Origin of the sequence: Kitasatospora sp. NBC_00315 (genome assembly GCF_041435095.1) — a bacterium.
Taxonomy (GTDB): domain Bacteria; phylum Actinomycetota; class Actinomycetes; order Streptomycetales; family Streptomycetaceae; genus Kitasatospora.
Genome location: NZ_CP108025.1, coordinates 6,469,961 through 6,484,106 on the forward strand (window position 1 = coordinate 6,469,961; position 14,146 = coordinate 6,484,106).

The 14,146-nt window shown below is 74.1% G+C and carries 12 protein-coding genes and 1 pseudogene; 5 read left to right on the forward strand and 8 right to left on the reverse strand.

Annotation, left to right across the window (positions count from 1 at the left end; all coding sequences use genetic code 11):
• The first annotated feature begins 34 nt into the window (after positions 1 to 34).
• Entirely contained in the window at positions 35 to 802 is a 768-nt protein-coding gene (locus OG823_RS26995; RefSeq protein WP_371482555.1) for an SDR family NAD(P)-dependent oxidoreductase, read from the forward strand.
• Positions 803 to 879: 77 nt separating this feature from the next.
• On the opposite strand, the gene OG823_RS27000 is transcribed toward OG823_RS26995, so the two are convergent.
• From OG823_RS27000 to OG823_RS27020, 5 genes are all read right to left on the reverse strand, one after another.
• Positions 880 to 1,641, reverse strand: coding sequence for a class I SAM-dependent methyltransferase (locus OG823_RS27000; RefSeq protein WP_371482557.1), 762 nt, complete (start codon positions 1,639 to 1,641; stop codon positions 880 to 882).
• Positions 1,642 to 1,682: 41 nt separating this feature from the next.
• Positions 1,683 to 2,930, reverse strand: a complete 1,248-nt coding sequence (locus OG823_RS27005; RefSeq protein WP_371482559.1) for an RNA polymerase sigma factor — start codon at positions 2,928 to 2,930, stop codon at positions 1,683 to 1,685.
• Positions 2,931 to 2,950: 20 nt separating this feature from the next.
• A complete protein-coding gene (locus OG823_RS27010; RefSeq protein WP_371482560.1) occupies positions 2,951 to 3,352 on the reverse strand; it encodes a YciI family protein in 402 nt (133 codons plus the stop codon).
• A gap of 144 nt (positions 3,353 to 3,496) precedes the next feature.
• Entirely contained in the window at positions 3,497 to 3,913 is a 417-nt protein-coding gene (locus OG823_RS27015) for a YchJ family protein (protein WP_371482562.1), read from the reverse strand.
• Positions 3,914 to 3,958: 45 nt separating this feature from the next.
• Positions 3,959 to 5,020, reverse strand: coding sequence for an isopenicillin N synthase family dioxygenase (locus OG823_RS27020; protein ID WP_371482564.1), 1,062 nt, complete (start codon positions 5,018 to 5,020; stop codon positions 3,959 to 3,961).
• A 563-nt stretch (positions 5,021 to 5,583) separates the two neighbouring features.
• Between OG823_RS27020 and OG823_RS27025 the strand changes: the two genes are divergently transcribed.
• The gene (locus OG823_RS27025) at positions 5,584 to 6,123 is read left to right on the forward strand and encodes a carboxymuconolactone decarboxylase family protein (protein ID WP_371482566.1); all 540 of its coding nucleotides are present in this window, start codon (positions 5,584 to 5,586) and stop codon (positions 6,121 to 6,123) included.
• Between the two features lie 150 nt (positions 6,124 to 6,273).
• On the opposite strand, the gene OG823_RS27030 is transcribed toward OG823_RS27025, so the two are convergent.
• Positions 6,274 to 6,759, reverse strand: a complete 486-nt coding sequence (locus OG823_RS27030; RefSeq protein ID WP_371482568.1) for a VOC family protein — start codon at positions 6,757 to 6,759, stop codon at positions 6,274 to 6,276.
• Between the two features lie 247 nt (positions 6,760 to 7,006).
• Here OG823_RS27030 and OG823_RS27035 point away from each other — a divergent pair, with 247 nt between their 5' ends.
• Entirely contained in the window at positions 7,007 to 8,380 is a 1,374-nt protein-coding gene (locus OG823_RS27035) for an FAD-dependent oxidoreductase (RefSeq protein WP_371482570.1), read from the forward strand.
• Positions 8,381 to 8,517: 137 nt separating this feature from the next.
• Here the strand turns inward: OG823_RS27035 and OG823_RS27040 are convergent, their stop codons facing one another.
• Both OG823_RS27040 and OG823_RS27045 read right to left on the reverse strand, forming a co-directional pair.
• Positions 8,518 to 9,744 carry a methyltransferase gene (locus OG823_RS27040; protein ID WP_371482572.1) on the reverse strand — a complete coding sequence of 409 codons (1,227 nt, stop codon included), beginning with the start codon at positions 9,742 to 9,744 and terminating at the stop codon, positions 8,518 to 8,520.
• A gap of 127 nt (positions 9,745 to 9,871) precedes the next feature.
• Entirely contained in the window at positions 9,872 to 10,420 is a 549-nt protein-coding gene (locus OG823_RS27045; RefSeq protein WP_371484670.1) for a TetR family transcriptional regulator, read from the reverse strand.
• 495 nt (positions 10,421 to 10,915) lie between these two features.
• Here OG823_RS27045 and OG823_RS27050 point away from each other — a divergent pair.
• Positions 10,916 to 12,880, forward strand: a pseudogene (locus tag OG823_RS27050) (glycoside hydrolase family 3 protein); the annotation flags it as partial.
• A 325-nt stretch (positions 12,881 to 13,205) separates the two neighbouring features.
• Positions 13,206 to 13,541 (forward strand): hypothetical protein, encoded by a 336-nt coding sequence (locus OG823_RS27055; protein ID WP_371482573.1) that lies wholly within the window; start codon positions 13,206 to 13,208, stop codon positions 13,539 to 13,541.
• Positions 13,542 to 14,146: the final 605 nt, after the last annotated feature.

Below are 14,146 nucleotides of genomic sequence, written 5' to 3' on the forward strand. Positions count from 1 at the left end.
TCGGGCGCCCACCCGTGGAGAAGGAAGTACCACCATGACCGACAACGACTACGCCCGGGAGTTCACCGGCAGGACCGCCCTGATCACCGGCGGGGCCTCCGGCATCGGCCTCGCCGTGGCGCGGCGGCTGGCGGCGGGCGGCGCCGCGGTCGCGGTCGCCGACTTCGACCTGGAGGGCGCCCGCAAGGCCGTCGCCGAACTGGAGGCCGCCGGCGCCCGGGCGCTCGCCGTCGAGGTCGACGTCACCGACCCCGAGTCGGTGCGCGCCGCCGTCCAGGCCACCGTGGAGGGCCTCGGCGCCCTGCACCTGGCCGTCAACAACGCCGGCATCGGCGGTGACTCCGCGCCCACCGGCGCGTACGAGCCGCGGGCCTGGCGCCGGGTGCTGGCCACCAACCTCGACGGCGTCTTCTACTCGCTGCGGTACGAGATCCCGGCCATCCTCGCCGCCGGCGGCGGCGCGGTGGTCAACATGGCCTCGATCCTCGGCACCAACGGCTTCGCCGGATCGCCCGCCTACGCGGCCGCCAAGCACGGCGTGGTCGGCCTGACCAAGACCGCCGCACTGGAGTACGCGGCCCAGGGCATCCGGATCAACGCCGTCGGACCGGGCTTCATCGACACCCCGCTGCTGCGCGACGCCGACGCGGCCGCCCGTGAGGCGCTGATCGCCCTGCACCCGGCCGGCCGGCTCGGCCGGGCCGAGGAGGTCGCCGAGCTGACCGCCTTCCTGCTGTCCGACCGGGCCTCCTTCGTCCACGGCAGCTACCACCTGGTCGACGGCGCCTACGCGGCCCGCTGACCGGCCGCCACCCGCGGGGACGTCCCGGTGGAGACGCACCCGTCGGCCGAGGCCCGCTGCGAGGCCCGCCGGCCGGCTCAGGCCGGCCGGCGGGCCTCGATCAGGTAGCGGGTGGTGCGGGCGCGGAACGGGCCGTCCCGCTCGATCCGCTCGTGCAGCTCCCGCAGGCGGTCGCGGTACCGCTCCACGGTGAAGCCGGGGACCATCCAGATCACCTTGCGGAGGAAGTAGACCACCGCGCCGACGTCCAGGAACTCCGTCCGCAGCCGCTCGAAGCGCAGGTCGACCACCTCCAGGCCGGCCGCCGCCGCGTCCCGGCGCGCGTCGTCGGGGTGGCGGCCGCGGCGGACCTCCTCGGGCTGCGGGCCGAGGAAGTACTCGACGAGCTCGAAGACGCTGGAGGGGCCGACGTGCTGGGAGAGGTAGCTGCCGCCGGGGCGGAGCACCCGGGCGATCTCCTCCCACCAGACGGTCACCGGGTGGCGGCTGGTCACCAGGTCGAAGGAGGCGTCGGCGAACGGCAGCGGCGGCTCGTCCGGGTCGGCGACGACCACCGCGCCGAGCGGGTGCAGCAGGGCGGTCGCCTTCGCGACGTTGGGCGGCCAGGACTCGGTGGCCGCCATCAGCCGGGGGAGCGGCCCGGCCCCGGCGAGCACCTCGCCGCCGCCGGTCTGGATGTCCAGCGCGGCGTCCACCCGGCCGAGCCGCTCGCCGACGGTCCGCTGATAGCCCCAGGAGGGGCGCTGTTCGGTGGCGCGGCCGTCCAGCCAGGAGAAGTCCCAGCCGTCCACGGAGACGGCCTCGGCCTCGGCCACCAGATCCTCGAACGTACGTGACATACCCGCATCATCGCGGTGGGAGGAGCGGTGGGCCAACCGGATTACCGGTCCGGCGGTCCATTGTTCAGCAGGGCGGCGCGCAGCGTGAGGTGGTGGCGCTCCGGAAGGCTCGCGGTCCTGGCGGCCGCGGCGCGCAGGTTCTCCACCGCCCCCGGCCGGTCGCCCGCCAGCTCCAGCAGATGGGCGCGGACCACGTACACCCGGTGATGGCCGACCAGCCGCCCGTCCGCCTCCAGCGCCGCCAGGACGGCGAAGCCCGCGGCCGGTCCGTGCACCATCGAGGCGGCGACCGCGCGGTTGAGAGTGACGACCGGGCTGGCCGCGACCCGCTCCAGCACCTCGTACAGCGCGAGGATCTGCGGCCAGTCGGTCTCCCCGGCGCTGGGGGCCTCGTCGTGGAGGGCCGCGATCGCCGCCTGGAGCTGGTAGGGGCCGACCGGGCCCCGGGGCAGCGCGGCGGTGACCAGCGCGACGCCCTCGGCGACGGCGGCGGCGTCCCAGCGGCTCCGGTCCTGCTCGGCGAGCGGGATCAGCTCTCCGTGCGGGCCGCTCCGGGCCGCGCTGCGGGCGTGGTTCAGCAGCATCAGCGCGAGCAGCCCGGCGACCTCGCTGTCGTGGGGGAGCAGCGCGCGCACCGCCCGGGTGAGCCGGATCGCCTCGCCGGAGAGCTCGACCCGCTGGAGTTCGGGGCCGGCGGCGGCGCTGTACCCCTCGTTGAAGATCAGGTAGAGCACGTGCAGCACCGCGTCCAGCCGGTCCGCCCACTCCGCGGGCAGCGGCATCCGCAGCGGTACGCCGGAGGTCTTGATCCGCTGTTTCGCCCGGCTGATGCGCTGCCCCATGGTGGCCTCGGGCACCAGGAAGGCCCGGGCGATCTCGGCCGTGCTCAGACCGCCGACCGAGCGCAGGGTGAGGGCGACCGCGGCGGCGGGCGGCAGCGCGGGGTGGCAGCAGAGGAAGAGCAGCGTCAGCGTGTCGTCCTGCCCGGCCGGATCCGCCTCGTCGGCCGCCGGCGCGGTCCACCGGTCGACCGGGAGTTCACGGGCCGAGCGGTCCTCGCGCCGACGGCGGGCCTGCTCGGCGCGGACCTGCTCGATCATCCGCCGGGAGGCGACCTGGATCAGCCAGCCGCGCGGATTGTCGGGCACGCCCTCCCGCGGCCACTGGACGGCGGCGGCCAGGAGCGCCTCCTGGACGGCGTCCTCGGCGGCGTCGAAGTCGCCGAAGCGACGGGTGAGCACGCCGACGACCTGCGGCGCCAGCGTGCGCAGCAGGTCGTCGGCGGGCATATCCGCACCGGACAGCGGGCTCAGAGCTCCGTCGGCGGACCGGACATGACCTCGCGCACCTCGATCGGCATGTTCAGCGGCTCGCCCTTCGGACCGGGCGCGGCGGACACGTACGCGGCGATCTCCACGGCCCGCTCGGGGCCGTCGCAGTCGACGATCCACCAGCCGGCCAGGAACTCCTTGGTCTCCGCGAACGGGCCCTCGGTGACCAGCGGCGCGCCGCCCGCGTGCGAGCGGACGATCTTCGCGGTGGCGGGCATCGCCAGCCCCTGCGCGTCGACCAGCTCTCCGGCCTCGGTGAGCTTGGCGTTGGTCTCCCCCATGAACCCGATGTGCGCCTGGATCTCCTGCGGCGTCCACTCGGTGATCGGCGTGAAGTCGGTGGTCGCCTCGCTGAACTGCATCAGCAGCATGTACTTCATGGCCCTGCTCCTCGCACTCCCGGGCCCCCCGATCGGGGGCTTTCACGTACAGGTAGAAGCTGGTGCCGCGATCTCGACACCGCCGCCGCGATTCCGCGAAGAAAATCTAGCGGGCCGCCGGGACGGCCCGGCGCAGGCGCACCGTCAGGCCGGCGGGAGGGCGTCCAGGTAGACCCAGGCACCGTCGTGGCGGACGAAGCGGCTGTGCTCGCGCAGCGCGTCCGGGGTGCCCCGGTCGCTGTAGTGGGCGGTGAAGTCGACGGTGCCCTCCTGGTGGAAGGGCCCGCCCTCGGTGGTGGAGTGGATCTCCAGGCGGAGCCAGTGCACGCCGGGGTCGAAGTCGACCTCCGCCGGCCGGGTGTCCGGGTGCCAGCTGCGCAGCAGGTACGCCTCGTCCCCGACGGCGAACGCGCTGAAGCGCGAGCGCATCAGCCGCTCGGCGGTGGGGGCGGCCGACTCGCCGCGGTGCAGCCCGGCGCAGCAGTCGCCGTACGGGGCGGGCAGCCCGCAGGGGCAGGGGGTGGCGGCGGTGGCGGCGGGCTGCCGGTTTCGTCGGGACATGACGCCATTGTGCCCGCTGCCGGGGGCGGGCCCCCGGCAGCGGGGTCAGCGCGAGCCGGCGTCCAGCAGGCCGGCGTGGTGCCGGCGGGTCACCTCGGGATGGGCGCGAAGATACCCTTTCAGCTCATTTCGCCCGAAATCGGCAAAGAGCGGATTGCCCGGATCCTGGGTGGCGCCGGGCGCGTGGTGGGCCAGCGGGAACTCCAGCGGCTCGATGTGCGCGTCCAGCCGCGGGTTGTAGAAGAACGGCACCGAGAAGCGCTCCCGGGCGCCGGGCGGGCTGACCACGCGGTGGCTGGTGGCCTTGAGGTAGCCGTCGGTGGCGACCTCCAGCAGCTCGCCGAGGTTGACCACGAAGGCACCCTCCATCGGCGGCACCTCCAGGAACGAGCCGTCCGCGCGTGCCACCTGGAGGCCGCCGACGCCGTCCTGGAGGAGCAGGGTGATGAAGCCGTAGTCCTTGTGCGCGCCGACGCCCTGGCCGGCGCCGTCCTGAGCGGTGCCGGGGTAGCGGACCAGCTTCAGCCGCAGATGGGGGTGGCCGGCGAAGGCGCGGTCGTAGAAGTCGGGCGGCGCGCCGATCGAGGCCAGCAGCTCGTGCAGCAGCCGCTCGGCGACGGCGCCGAGCCGGTCGATCCAGTGCAGGGCGGCGGTCCGCAGCTCGGGCAGCGCCCGCGGCCACTGGTTGGGGCCCTCCAGCCACCAGTAGGGCGGCTCACCGGGAGCGGGGACGTGCGGCGGCAGCTCGGCGCCGATGTCGAGCTGGTCGCGCCAGTCCTGGCTGCCGCCGGTGCGCTCGTCCCCGGTGCGGGTGTAGCCGCGGAAGTGCGGTGAGTTCAGGTTGCTCACGGACAGCCGGTCGGCCTCCGGAAGGGCGAAGAACGCGTGCGTCGCGGCGGTCAGCGCGGCCGTCTCCGCCGGGGTGACGCCGTGGCCGACGAGCTGGAAGAAGCCGACCCCGGTGGCGGCGGCCCGCAGGTCGTCGTGCAGCCGGGCGCGCTCCCGCGCGCTGCCGGCGGCGAGCGAGAGGTCGATCACCGGCAGCGCGGCGGCGGGCGGGCCGTCGGGGGTGGTGCCGGGGGAGGGAGTGGGAGCCTGCTGCGTCATGGGTGACATCCGCTGGGTCTCGTCCCGGCCGGGCCCGGTGGTGACCGGGGACGCCGAGGCCGCGCCGGGTGGGGCGGGTCCAGGGGGCCGGGAGGGGGAGGCGGGCCCGGTGGGGCCGCGCGAGGAGTGGGAGGAGGGTCAGCCGGAGCGTCGACAGGACATGCTCGTGACGCGGAGCAGGTCCACGTGGCGACGGCTGACGAGTATGAGCACGTCATCCAGCCTAGATGACCGCCGGCGGTGGCGGGCGGGGCCCGCGCTGTGGGGTCCGCCACGTGGTGCGGCGCGGGCCGCAGCCGTCCCCGGGGCGTGGTGCGAGCCGTACCGGACCCTGCGCTGAACCCGGGCGCGGAACCCCTGCGCGGCGCCCGGCGCGGGCCCGCCCGGCGCGGGGCGCCGCCGGCCGGCCCGGGGACCCGGCCCGGCGGGGACCGGACGGTGCGTCAGGGGAGCGCACCGGAGGATCGGGCGACAGTGGGCAACCTGGGAGTAGGCGCGGCACCCGGATCGGCCGGAGGATGGACCGTCCCCTGTTCCGGCCGAACCCCGCGGAGAGTCACGCCATGCCCCACATCGGGATTTCCAATGATCTTCCGGGCATCACCGGCCTGATGGTCCAGCGCCCCGACACCGCGGCGCCCCTCAACCAGCTCGCCGAGACGCTGCTGCGCGGCCCGGGCACGCTGAGCCGGGGCGAGCGTGAACTGATCGCGGCGTACACCTCGGAGCTCAACGAGACGCAGTTCTGCTCGGCCTCGCACAGCGCGTTCGCCGCGGCGCAGCTGGAGGGCGGCCGGGACGTGGTCAAGGCCGTCCTGCACGACCTCGACGAGGCGCCCGTGACGCCGCGGCTGCGGGCCCTGCTGCGGATCGCGGCCGAGGTCCGGGGGCCGGTCCGGGCCCTGTCGCCGGAGGTGGTCGCCGCCGCCCGGGCCGCGGGCGCCGGTGACGACGAGATCCACGACACCGTGCTGATAGCGGCGGCGTTCTGCCTCTACAACCGGTACGTCAGCTGCCTCGACACGGAGCTCCCGACGGATCCGGGCTACTACGAGGAGGGCGCGGAGCGGATCGTCACCCGGGGGTACGCCCCGCCCCGCTGACCGCGCCGCTCATCTCACGGCCCGGCGCGGCCCCCGCGGCACGGCCCCGCGGCACGGCACGGCACGGCGCCGAAGGCGTGCTCGGCGACCGGCGGGCCGGCACCACCCACGCGTTCCCGGCCGGGGCCGGCGGGGCGGCCGGGGCCGCCGTCACCCGCCGCCCGGCCGGGCCGGCCGGCGGGGCTCACCCCGGTAGGTGCCGAACGACCAGCGGTTGCCCTCGGGATCCCGGAACGCGCAGTCGCGCGAGCCGTAGTCGGTCCCGTGCGGCCCGGAGAGCACCTCGGCCCCGGCGGCCTGCGCCCGGGCGAACAGCGCGTCCGGATCGTCGGTGACCACGTACGCGCCGAAGCTGCCGGGGCGCAGCGGCCACGGGTCCTCGTCGTCGTCCTCCTCGCGGGCCGAGCCGAGCATGACGCCGCCGCCGGCCGGCCAGGACAGCTGGGCGTGGTGGACGTGCTGCTCGTCCCCGTGGACGGCGGTCTCCTCGAAGCCGAAGGCGTCGACCAGGAAGCGGATCAGCGCCCGCGCGTCGTGCGCGCGCAGGCTCGGCCACACCTGCGGGGGCGGCGGCGAACCGGGGACGGGACCGGCGGGTGCGGCCGGTCCGGAGGCGGAGGGTACGGTGTCGGACATGGCGCGAAACCTCCTCGGGAGCGGATCACGGGGCCGTCCGAAGCGGCGCCGGGCCCCTCGCCGCCCAGCCTAGGCATGGCGAAGCCCGTGCGCCCCGCGACCGGCCCGGCGGTCCGCCTCTCATAGGCCCGTACTATGGGTCCATAGATCCGATGCTGCTACCGGGTCGGCGCGCCATCGGCAAGGGTGTCCCGAGAGCGGTACCCGTTCGCGCCCCCGCGGCGCCGTCAGCCGGAGGAAGTCCCCCATGCCCCGTCCCATACGAGTGGCGATCGTCGGAGCCGGCCCCGCCGGCATCTACGCGGCCGATGCGCTGATGAAGTCCGACGTCGCCCAGGACCCCGGCGTGTCGATCGACCTCTTCGAACGGATGCCCGCCCCCTTCGGTCTGATCCGGTACGGCGTGGCCCCCGACCACCCCCGCATCAAGGGCATCGTCACCGCCCTGCACCAGGTGCTCGACAAGCCGCAGATCCGCCTCTTCGGCAACGTCGACTACCCCGGCGACATCAGCCTCGACGACCTGCACCAGTTCTACGACGCGCTGATCTTCTCCACCGGCGCCGACGCCGACCGCGACCTCGTCGTCCCCGGCGTCGAGCTGGACGGATCGTACGGCGCGGCCGACTTCGTCTCCTGGTACGACGGCCACCCGGACGTCCCCCGGACCTGGCCGCTGGAGGCCGAGAAGGTCGCCGTGCTCGGCGTCGGCAACGTCGCCCTGGACGTGGCCCGGATCCTCGCCAAGACCGCCGACGAGCTGCTGCCCACCGAGATCCCCGCGAACGTCTACGAGGGCCTCGCCGCCAACCGGGCCGTCGAGGTGCACGTGTTCGGCCGGCGCGGCCCCGCCCAGGCCAAGTTCAGCCCGATGGAGCTGCGCGAGCTCGACCACTCGCCGACCATCGAGGTCATCGTCGATCCCGAGGACATCGACTACGACGACGGCAGCATCGCCACCCGCCGGGGCAACAAGCAGGCCGACATGGTCGCCTCCACGCTGGAGAACTGGGCGATCCGCGATGCCGGGAACCGCCCGCACAAGCTGTTCCTGCACTTCTTCGAGTCGCCCGTCGAGATCCTCGGCGAGGACGGCCGGGTCGTCGGGCTGCGCACCGAGCGCACCGAGCTGGACGGCACCGGCAACGTCAGGGGCACCGGCCGGTTCCGCGACTGGGACGTCCAGTCCGCCTACCGCGCGGTCGGGTACCGCTCGGCCGAGCTGGCCAAGCTCCCGTTCGACGAGCTGTCCGGCACCGTCCCGCACCAGGCCGGCCGGGTGGTCGAGAGCGACGCGCACCTTCCGTCCACCTACGTCACCGGCTGGATCAAGCGCGGTCCGGTCGGCCTGATCGGCCACACCAAGGGCGACGCCAACGAGACCGTGGCCTGCCTGGTCGACGACTACCGGGGCGGGCGGCTGCGCACCCCCGACGAGCCGGGCGAGGACGCGGTCACCGCGTTCCTGGAGCGCCGTGGCGTCACGTACACCACCTGGGAGGGCTGGAAGCGGCTGGACGCGCACGAGCGCGCGCTCGGCGAGAGCCAGGGCCGCGAGCGGGTCAAGGTGGTGGAGCGCGCGGAGATGGTCCGGGCCAGCACCGCGGACACCGTCGCCTGACCCGCGCCGGGCCACGGCCGCCACCCGTGTCGAGAGCCGTGGGCCCGTCCGGACGTCCTCCGGGCGGCCCACGGGCGTCACCGACGGACCGTTCACCGCCGGACCGTTCCCGGGCGCTGTCGTGCGGGCGGCCGCGGTTACCGCCTGACGGCCCGCAGGATCACGAACTTCGGGTCGCTGCTCACCAGTTCGCAGTTGCCGAAAATGCGCCGCAGCTTCACGTGGTATCCGAGATGGCGGTTGCCGATCACCCACAGCTCGCCGCCGGGGCGCAGCGCCTCCCGCGCCCCGGCGAACATCCGCCGGGACGTGGCCTCGGTGGTCGCCTGGTGGGTGTGGAACGGCGGGTTGTTGAGCACCAGGTCCACCGAGCCGGCCGGCACGCCGTCGAGACCGTCGCCCACCCGGAACCGGGCCGGGGCGTCCGGGCCGGTGTTCGCCCGGAAGGTGGCCTCCGCCGAGGCGACGGCCTGGTGGGACTCGTCGAGGAACAGCAGCTCGGCCGCCGGGTTGGCGAGCGCGGCGGCCGTCCCGACCACGCCGTTGCCGCAGCCCAGGTCCACCACCCGGTCCGGGCCGTGACGCTCGGGCAGGTGCCGCAGGAAGAACCGGGTACCGATGTCGAGCCGCTCCGCGCAGAAGATCCCCGCGTGGTTGGTGACCGTCCGGCCCGAGGCCGCGCCGATGTCACCGGGCAGCTCGTAGCGGTGCGGCCACGGGCCGGCGGTCCGGGGGAGCGCGAGGTCCGGCGTGCAGAGGATCAGCCGGGCCTTCTTCACCGCGAGCGAGGTCCGGGTCGGGCCGAGGATCCGCTCGAACAGCTTGAGGGTCGAGGTGTGGATCTCGGTGACCATCCCCGTCCCGACGATCACGGTGCCCGCGTGCACGGCCGGCGCCAGCCGGTGCAGCTGGTCCTCCAGCAGCGCCAGGCTCTTCGGGACCCGGATCAGCAGGACGTCGATCCGCTCGGGCGGTGCGTCCCTGGTCGACAGCAGCCGCACGGCGTCCGGGCCGGCCCCGGCCCGTTCCAGGTTGGCGCGGGTGGCCCGCTGGCCGAGGTACGAGTCACTGATCTGCAGCAGCCGGCCGGTGCCTCCGTCGGCGGTCCGGGCGGCGCTTCCGTCGGTGCTGCCGTCGGCACGCGCGGCGGCCAGCGCGGTGGCGAGTGAGCCCCAGCGGTCGCCGAGCACGGCCACCGTGCCCGAGAGGTCCGTCGGACCGGGGTCACCACCGGTGCCGGCCGCCGCGTCGAGGTGGCGCAGCAGGTACTCGTCGGCGGCGTCCCAGGCTCGGAGCTGGTCGCGCGGGTCCTCGGGGAAGCGGGTGAGGTCGAACCCGCCCCACGGCGTAGTCAAACGGTTCATGGTCAGCCCAGGCTAGCCGAGCCGGCCGCGCGCCCGGCAATCACCGCAGGTCGGACCGGGCCTGCGGGGTCTTCGCCGCCGGCGTCGGTCCGCCCGTCCGCCCGACCGCCTCCCCGGGGCCGGGCCCTCAGTCCTGCGCGGGGAGCAGGTCGGCCAGCAGCGCGTCGATCACCCGGCGGGTGGTGGCGGCCATGTCGACGGACGCCGGTGCGAGCAGCCACTGCACCTGGAGGCCGTCCATCACGGCGATGACGGCGGCGGCCACGCCCTCGACGTCCAGCTCCGCGTGGACCTCGCCCAGGTCGCAAGCCTCGCACAGGGCCTCCGTCACCAGGGCGCGCAGGCCGTCGTACCGCTCGCGGAAGAAGCTCTGGGCGGGGTGGCCCTCGGTGACGCTCTCCGCCGAGAGCACGGTGTAGAGCCGGACGATGCCCTCGCGTTCGGCGTTCCGGCGGACGGTGTCCACCAGATGGTTCAGGAAGGCCAGCCCGCGTGGGCGCTCCGGGCCCAGCTGCTCGATCTCGGAGCTGTCCCGCAGCTCCAGGACGCTGCTCAGCAACGCGGTCTTGGAGCGGAAGTGGTGCAGCAGGCCGGCCTGGGTGAGCCCGGCGCGTTCGGCGATCTCGGCCAGCGAGGCGTTGTGGTAGCCGCGGGTGGCGAAGGTGTCCACGGCGATGGCGAGGATCTCCTCGCGCCGACGGGCGCCCACCGCGCGGGGGGACCGGGGGGAGTTGGCGTCGTGGACACCGGGCGTCCGCCCGGCGCTCCCGGCCGCCTCGTTCGTGCTTCTGGGGCTCACCGCTGAAGTCTAAGCGGAACCCCGCGACCCCCGGCGGCGCCCTCGACGTGGTGTGCCCGCGCGCCCGGACGGGGCGGGCACGCGGGCCCGTACCCGCTCAGGGGTGTGCCGTGCGCGCGGTCCCGCACGCGGGGTGGGCGGCCCGAGGGGCACCCCGTTCGCGCCTCGGCGGGCGCCGGGCCTGCAGATTTGTCATGGCCTGAAAAAAGGGCCCGCACCATACTTACCAAGTGGTTGGTAGGTCTGCTTTCATTTCAGCCGTCGCACCGGCCCGGGCTCCGGCGGCGCCCCGTCCGGGTGCCACTGTCCGGGCGTCACCGGCCGGGCCGCTGCGCGCGCCCGCCACCCCGCCCGCGAGACGGAGAGACACCTGTGAAGTTCCTCCCCAGCCGCACCACCGACGGCCCGAGCCGCCCGAGCCGCCCGGCCCGTCGGCGTCACCTGCTCGCCGGCGCCCTGCTCGCCGCCACCACGCTGGCCGTCGGCGCGGTGCCGGTCACGGCGGCCCAGGCCGCGCCGCTGCACGCCGGCGACCGGGTCGCGCCCTACCTCGACCCGAGGCTCCCGGTGGAGCAGCGGATCAGGGATCTCCTCGGCCGGATGACGATCGAGGAGAAGGTCGGCCAGATGACGCAGGCCGAGCGCAACTCCGTCAACGGGGACCAGACGCAGATCACCGGGCTGGCCCTCGGATCGCTGCTCTCCGGCGGCGGTTCGACGCCGACCCCGAACACGCCCGCGGCCTGGGCGGACATGATCGACGGCTACCAGAAGCACGCCCTCGACACCCGGCTGCACATCCCGCTGCTGTACGGCATCGACTCGGTGCACGGCGACAACAACCTGGTCGGCGCGACCGTCTTCCCGCACAACATCGCGCTGGGCGCGACCCGCGACCCGGCTCTGGTGGAGCAGGCCGCGCACATCACGGCCACCGAGACCCGGGCGACTGGCCCGCAGTGGGTGTTCGCCTCCTGCATCTGCGTGGCCCGCGACGACCGCTGGGGGCGCACCTACGAGAGCTACGGCGAGGACCCGGACCTGGTCACCCGGATGGAGACCGCGATCGACGGCTTCCAGGGCGACGGCGGCAGGGATCTCTCCCACCCCGACCGTGTCCTGGCCACGGCCAAGCACTTCGCCGGTGACGGCGACACCACCTACGGCACTTCCACCAGCGGCACCTACAAGCTCGACCAGGGCGTGACCGTCACCGACCGCGAGCACTTCCGGAAGATCGACCTCGCCCCGTACGTCCAGGCGGTCCGGCAGCACGACGTGGGCAGCATCATGCCCTCCTACTCCAGCGTCGACTGGACCGAGGACGGCGTCGGCAACCCGGTCAAGATGAGCGCGAACAAGGAGCTGATGACCGACGTCCTCAAGCAGAAGATCGGCTTCGACGGCTTCCTGGTGAGCGACTGGGAGGCGATCCACCAACTGCCCGGCGACTACGCCACCCAGGTCCGTACGGCCGTCGACGCCGGCCTCGACATGTTCATGGAGCCGTACAGTGCGGCGCAGTTCGAGCAGACGCTGCTCGCCGAGGTGCAGGCGGGCCGGGTGCCGACGGCCCGGATCGACGACGCCGTGCGCCGGATCCTGCGTGCCAAGTTCGAGCTGGGCCTGTTCGAACACCCCTACACCGACCGCACGAACGCGGCCACCATCGGGTCGGCCGAGCACCGGGCGGTGGCCCGCAAGGCCGTCGCCGAGTCGCAGGTGCTGCTGAAGAACGACCACCGCGCGCTGCCGCTCACGTCCTCCCAGCGGATCTACGTGGCCGGCGTCAACGCCGACGACATCGGCAACCAGGCCGGCGGTTGGACGGTCACCTGGCAGGGCGGATCGGGCAGCACCATCCCCGGTACGACGATCCTGCAGGGCATCCGGCAGAACGCCGCGCAGACCACCTACAGCGCCGACGCCTCCGCCCCGACCGACGGCTACGACGTCGGCGTCGTGGTGATCGGCGAGACCCCGTACGCCGAGGGCGTCGGCGACGTCGGCAACGGCCACACCCTGGACATCTCGGCCGCCGACCGCGCCGCGATCGACAAGGTCTGCGGGGCGATCAGGACCTGTGTGGTGCTGGACGTGGCCGGCCGCCCGCAGATCATCACCGACGAACTGCCCGGCATCGACGCGTTCGTGATGTCCTGGCTGCCCGGCAGCGAGGGGGCGGGCGTCTCCGACGTGCTGTTCGGCAAGCGCGCCTTCACCGGAAAGCTCCCCGTCAGCTGGCCGCGCAGCGAGGCCCAGGAGCCCGTCAACGTCGGCGACAAGGTGTACGACCCGCTGTTCGCGTACGGGTACGGCCTGACCACCCGTCGCTGAGGCCGGATCCGGGCCCGACTCCCGGCCCCGCCCCGGAGGTTCGCCCGCCGGGGCCGGGGCCGGGGCCGGGCCGGCAGCAGGCCCGGATCCGGACAGGCGGGCCAACAGCGGACTTTGACAAAGGACGGGCCGATCGGGAGTCGGGCACGCCGTTCGGCGCATTTTACGGTTGGTACACGATCTCTGATGGCCTGTCGCCGTCGCCGGCTTTTCGGTCACCGTTGTGGAGCGGTGGAACTGACAACACGCCAGTCGGGGGAAGGTCCCGGGCGAAAAGCGGAATCGAGCCTAATCTCGCCATGACACAGTCCAGGAAAGGATGGAAATGAACCGAATCGTCAAGGCCGCGGCACTCCTGATCACTGCGGCGGGCATTCTCGGCCAGCCTGCTGTCGCGTTCGCGGACTCCACCGGCGCGGCCGTCATCATCGGCGACGACAACCAGGTCGCCGGCGACGACATCTTCAACGCGGGCCACGACAACATCGTCGGCTCGGGCAACGGCGCCGCGGCTCTGGGGGGCGGCATGTCCTCCTCGGAGGAGGGCGACTCCGCCGCCTACGCGGTGATCATCGGCGACGGGAACCAGGTCGCCGGGTACGACATCTTCGACGCCTTCGACGACAACATCGTCGGCTCGGGCAACGGGACCGACTCCTAGCAGGTCCGTGCGGCGAGTGCTGGTCACGGCCTCTCCGGCGGCTGCGACCAGCACGGCCCACCCCCGGCCGACCCGTTGCCGCCCGTACGTGACATCCCCGTATGTGAGGCGCCCCGGTGGTCGGCGGACGCCGCCGTGCTCCGGCGGTCTTTCCGGGACCGGTTCGGCGTAGGAGGGTGCGGCTCGCCCACCGCGCGGGTGGCGAGGGTGCCCCGTGCCCGGCGGGCGGTGTCCAGCAGCAGGGGGACGAAGGCTTCCAGGGTGACGTACGCCCCTGGACTCGGGCCGCGCAGCAGTACGGGCCACGGCCGCGGTCAAAGTCGCAGTCGCAGTCGCAGTCGCAGTCGCGGTTGGTACGGGACGACGCGGCGATCCGTTCCGGGCCGGTCCGTTCCGGGCCGATCCACTCCGGGGCGCATCGTGCCCTGGTGCGAGACCTCCTGACGGTCGGTCCGTCGACGGCTCGTCCGCCGGGGCCGAACGGGGGCGGGTCCTGGGCGGCGCCGGGGCCGGTGTCGGCCGGGCCGGGGGGTCGGGGAGTGCGGGCCGGTCCGTCGGGGCCCCGGGGCATTCGGGTGCCGTGGGCGTCTTACAGGCGTCCTGCA

What these genes read in the sequence shown, in the direction of transcription:
- OG823_RS26995 (WP_371482555.1), top strand. Translation starts at nt 35, where the DNA reads ATGACCGACAACGACTACGCCCGGGAGTTCACCGGCAGGACCGCCCTG.
- OG823_RS27000 (WP_371482557.1), bottom strand. Translation starts at nt 1,641, where the DNA reads ATGTCACGTACGTTCGAGGATCTGGTGGCCGAGGCCGAGGCCGTCTCC.
- OG823_RS27005 (WP_371482559.1), bottom strand. Translation starts at nt 2,930, where the DNA reads ATGCCCGCCGACGACCTGCTGCGCACGCTGGCGCCGCAGGTCGTCGGC.
- OG823_RS27010 (WP_371482560.1), bottom strand. Translation starts at nt 3,352, where the DNA reads ATGAAGTACATGCTGCTGATGCAGTTCAGCGAGGCGACCACCGACTTC.
- OG823_RS27015 (WP_371482562.1), bottom strand. Translation starts at nt 3,913, where the DNA reads ATGTCCCGACGAAACCGGCAGCCCGCCGCCACCGCCGCCACCCCCTGC.
- OG823_RS27020 (WP_371482564.1), bottom strand. Translation starts at nt 5,020, where the DNA reads ATGACGCAGCAGGCTCCCACTCCCTCCCCCGGCACCACCCCCGACGGC.
- OG823_RS27025 (WP_371482566.1), top strand. Translation starts at nt 5,584, where the DNA reads ATGCCCCACATCGGGATTTCCAATGATCTTCCGGGCATCACCGGCCTG.
- OG823_RS27030 (WP_371482568.1), bottom strand. Translation starts at nt 6,759, where the DNA reads ATGTCCGACACCGTACCCTCCGCCTCCGGACCGGCCGCACCCGCCGGT.
- OG823_RS27035 (WP_371482570.1), top strand. Translation starts at nt 7,007, where the DNA reads ATGCCCCGTCCCATACGAGTGGCGATCGTCGGAGCCGGCCCCGCCGGC.
- OG823_RS27040 (WP_371482572.1), bottom strand. Translation starts at nt 9,744, where the DNA reads ATGAACCGTTTGACTACGCCGTGGGGCGGGTTCGACCTCACCCGCTTC.
- OG823_RS27055 (WP_371482573.1), top strand. Translation starts at nt 13,206, where the DNA reads ATGAACCGAATCGTCAAGGCCGCGGCACTCCTGATCACTGCGGCGGGC.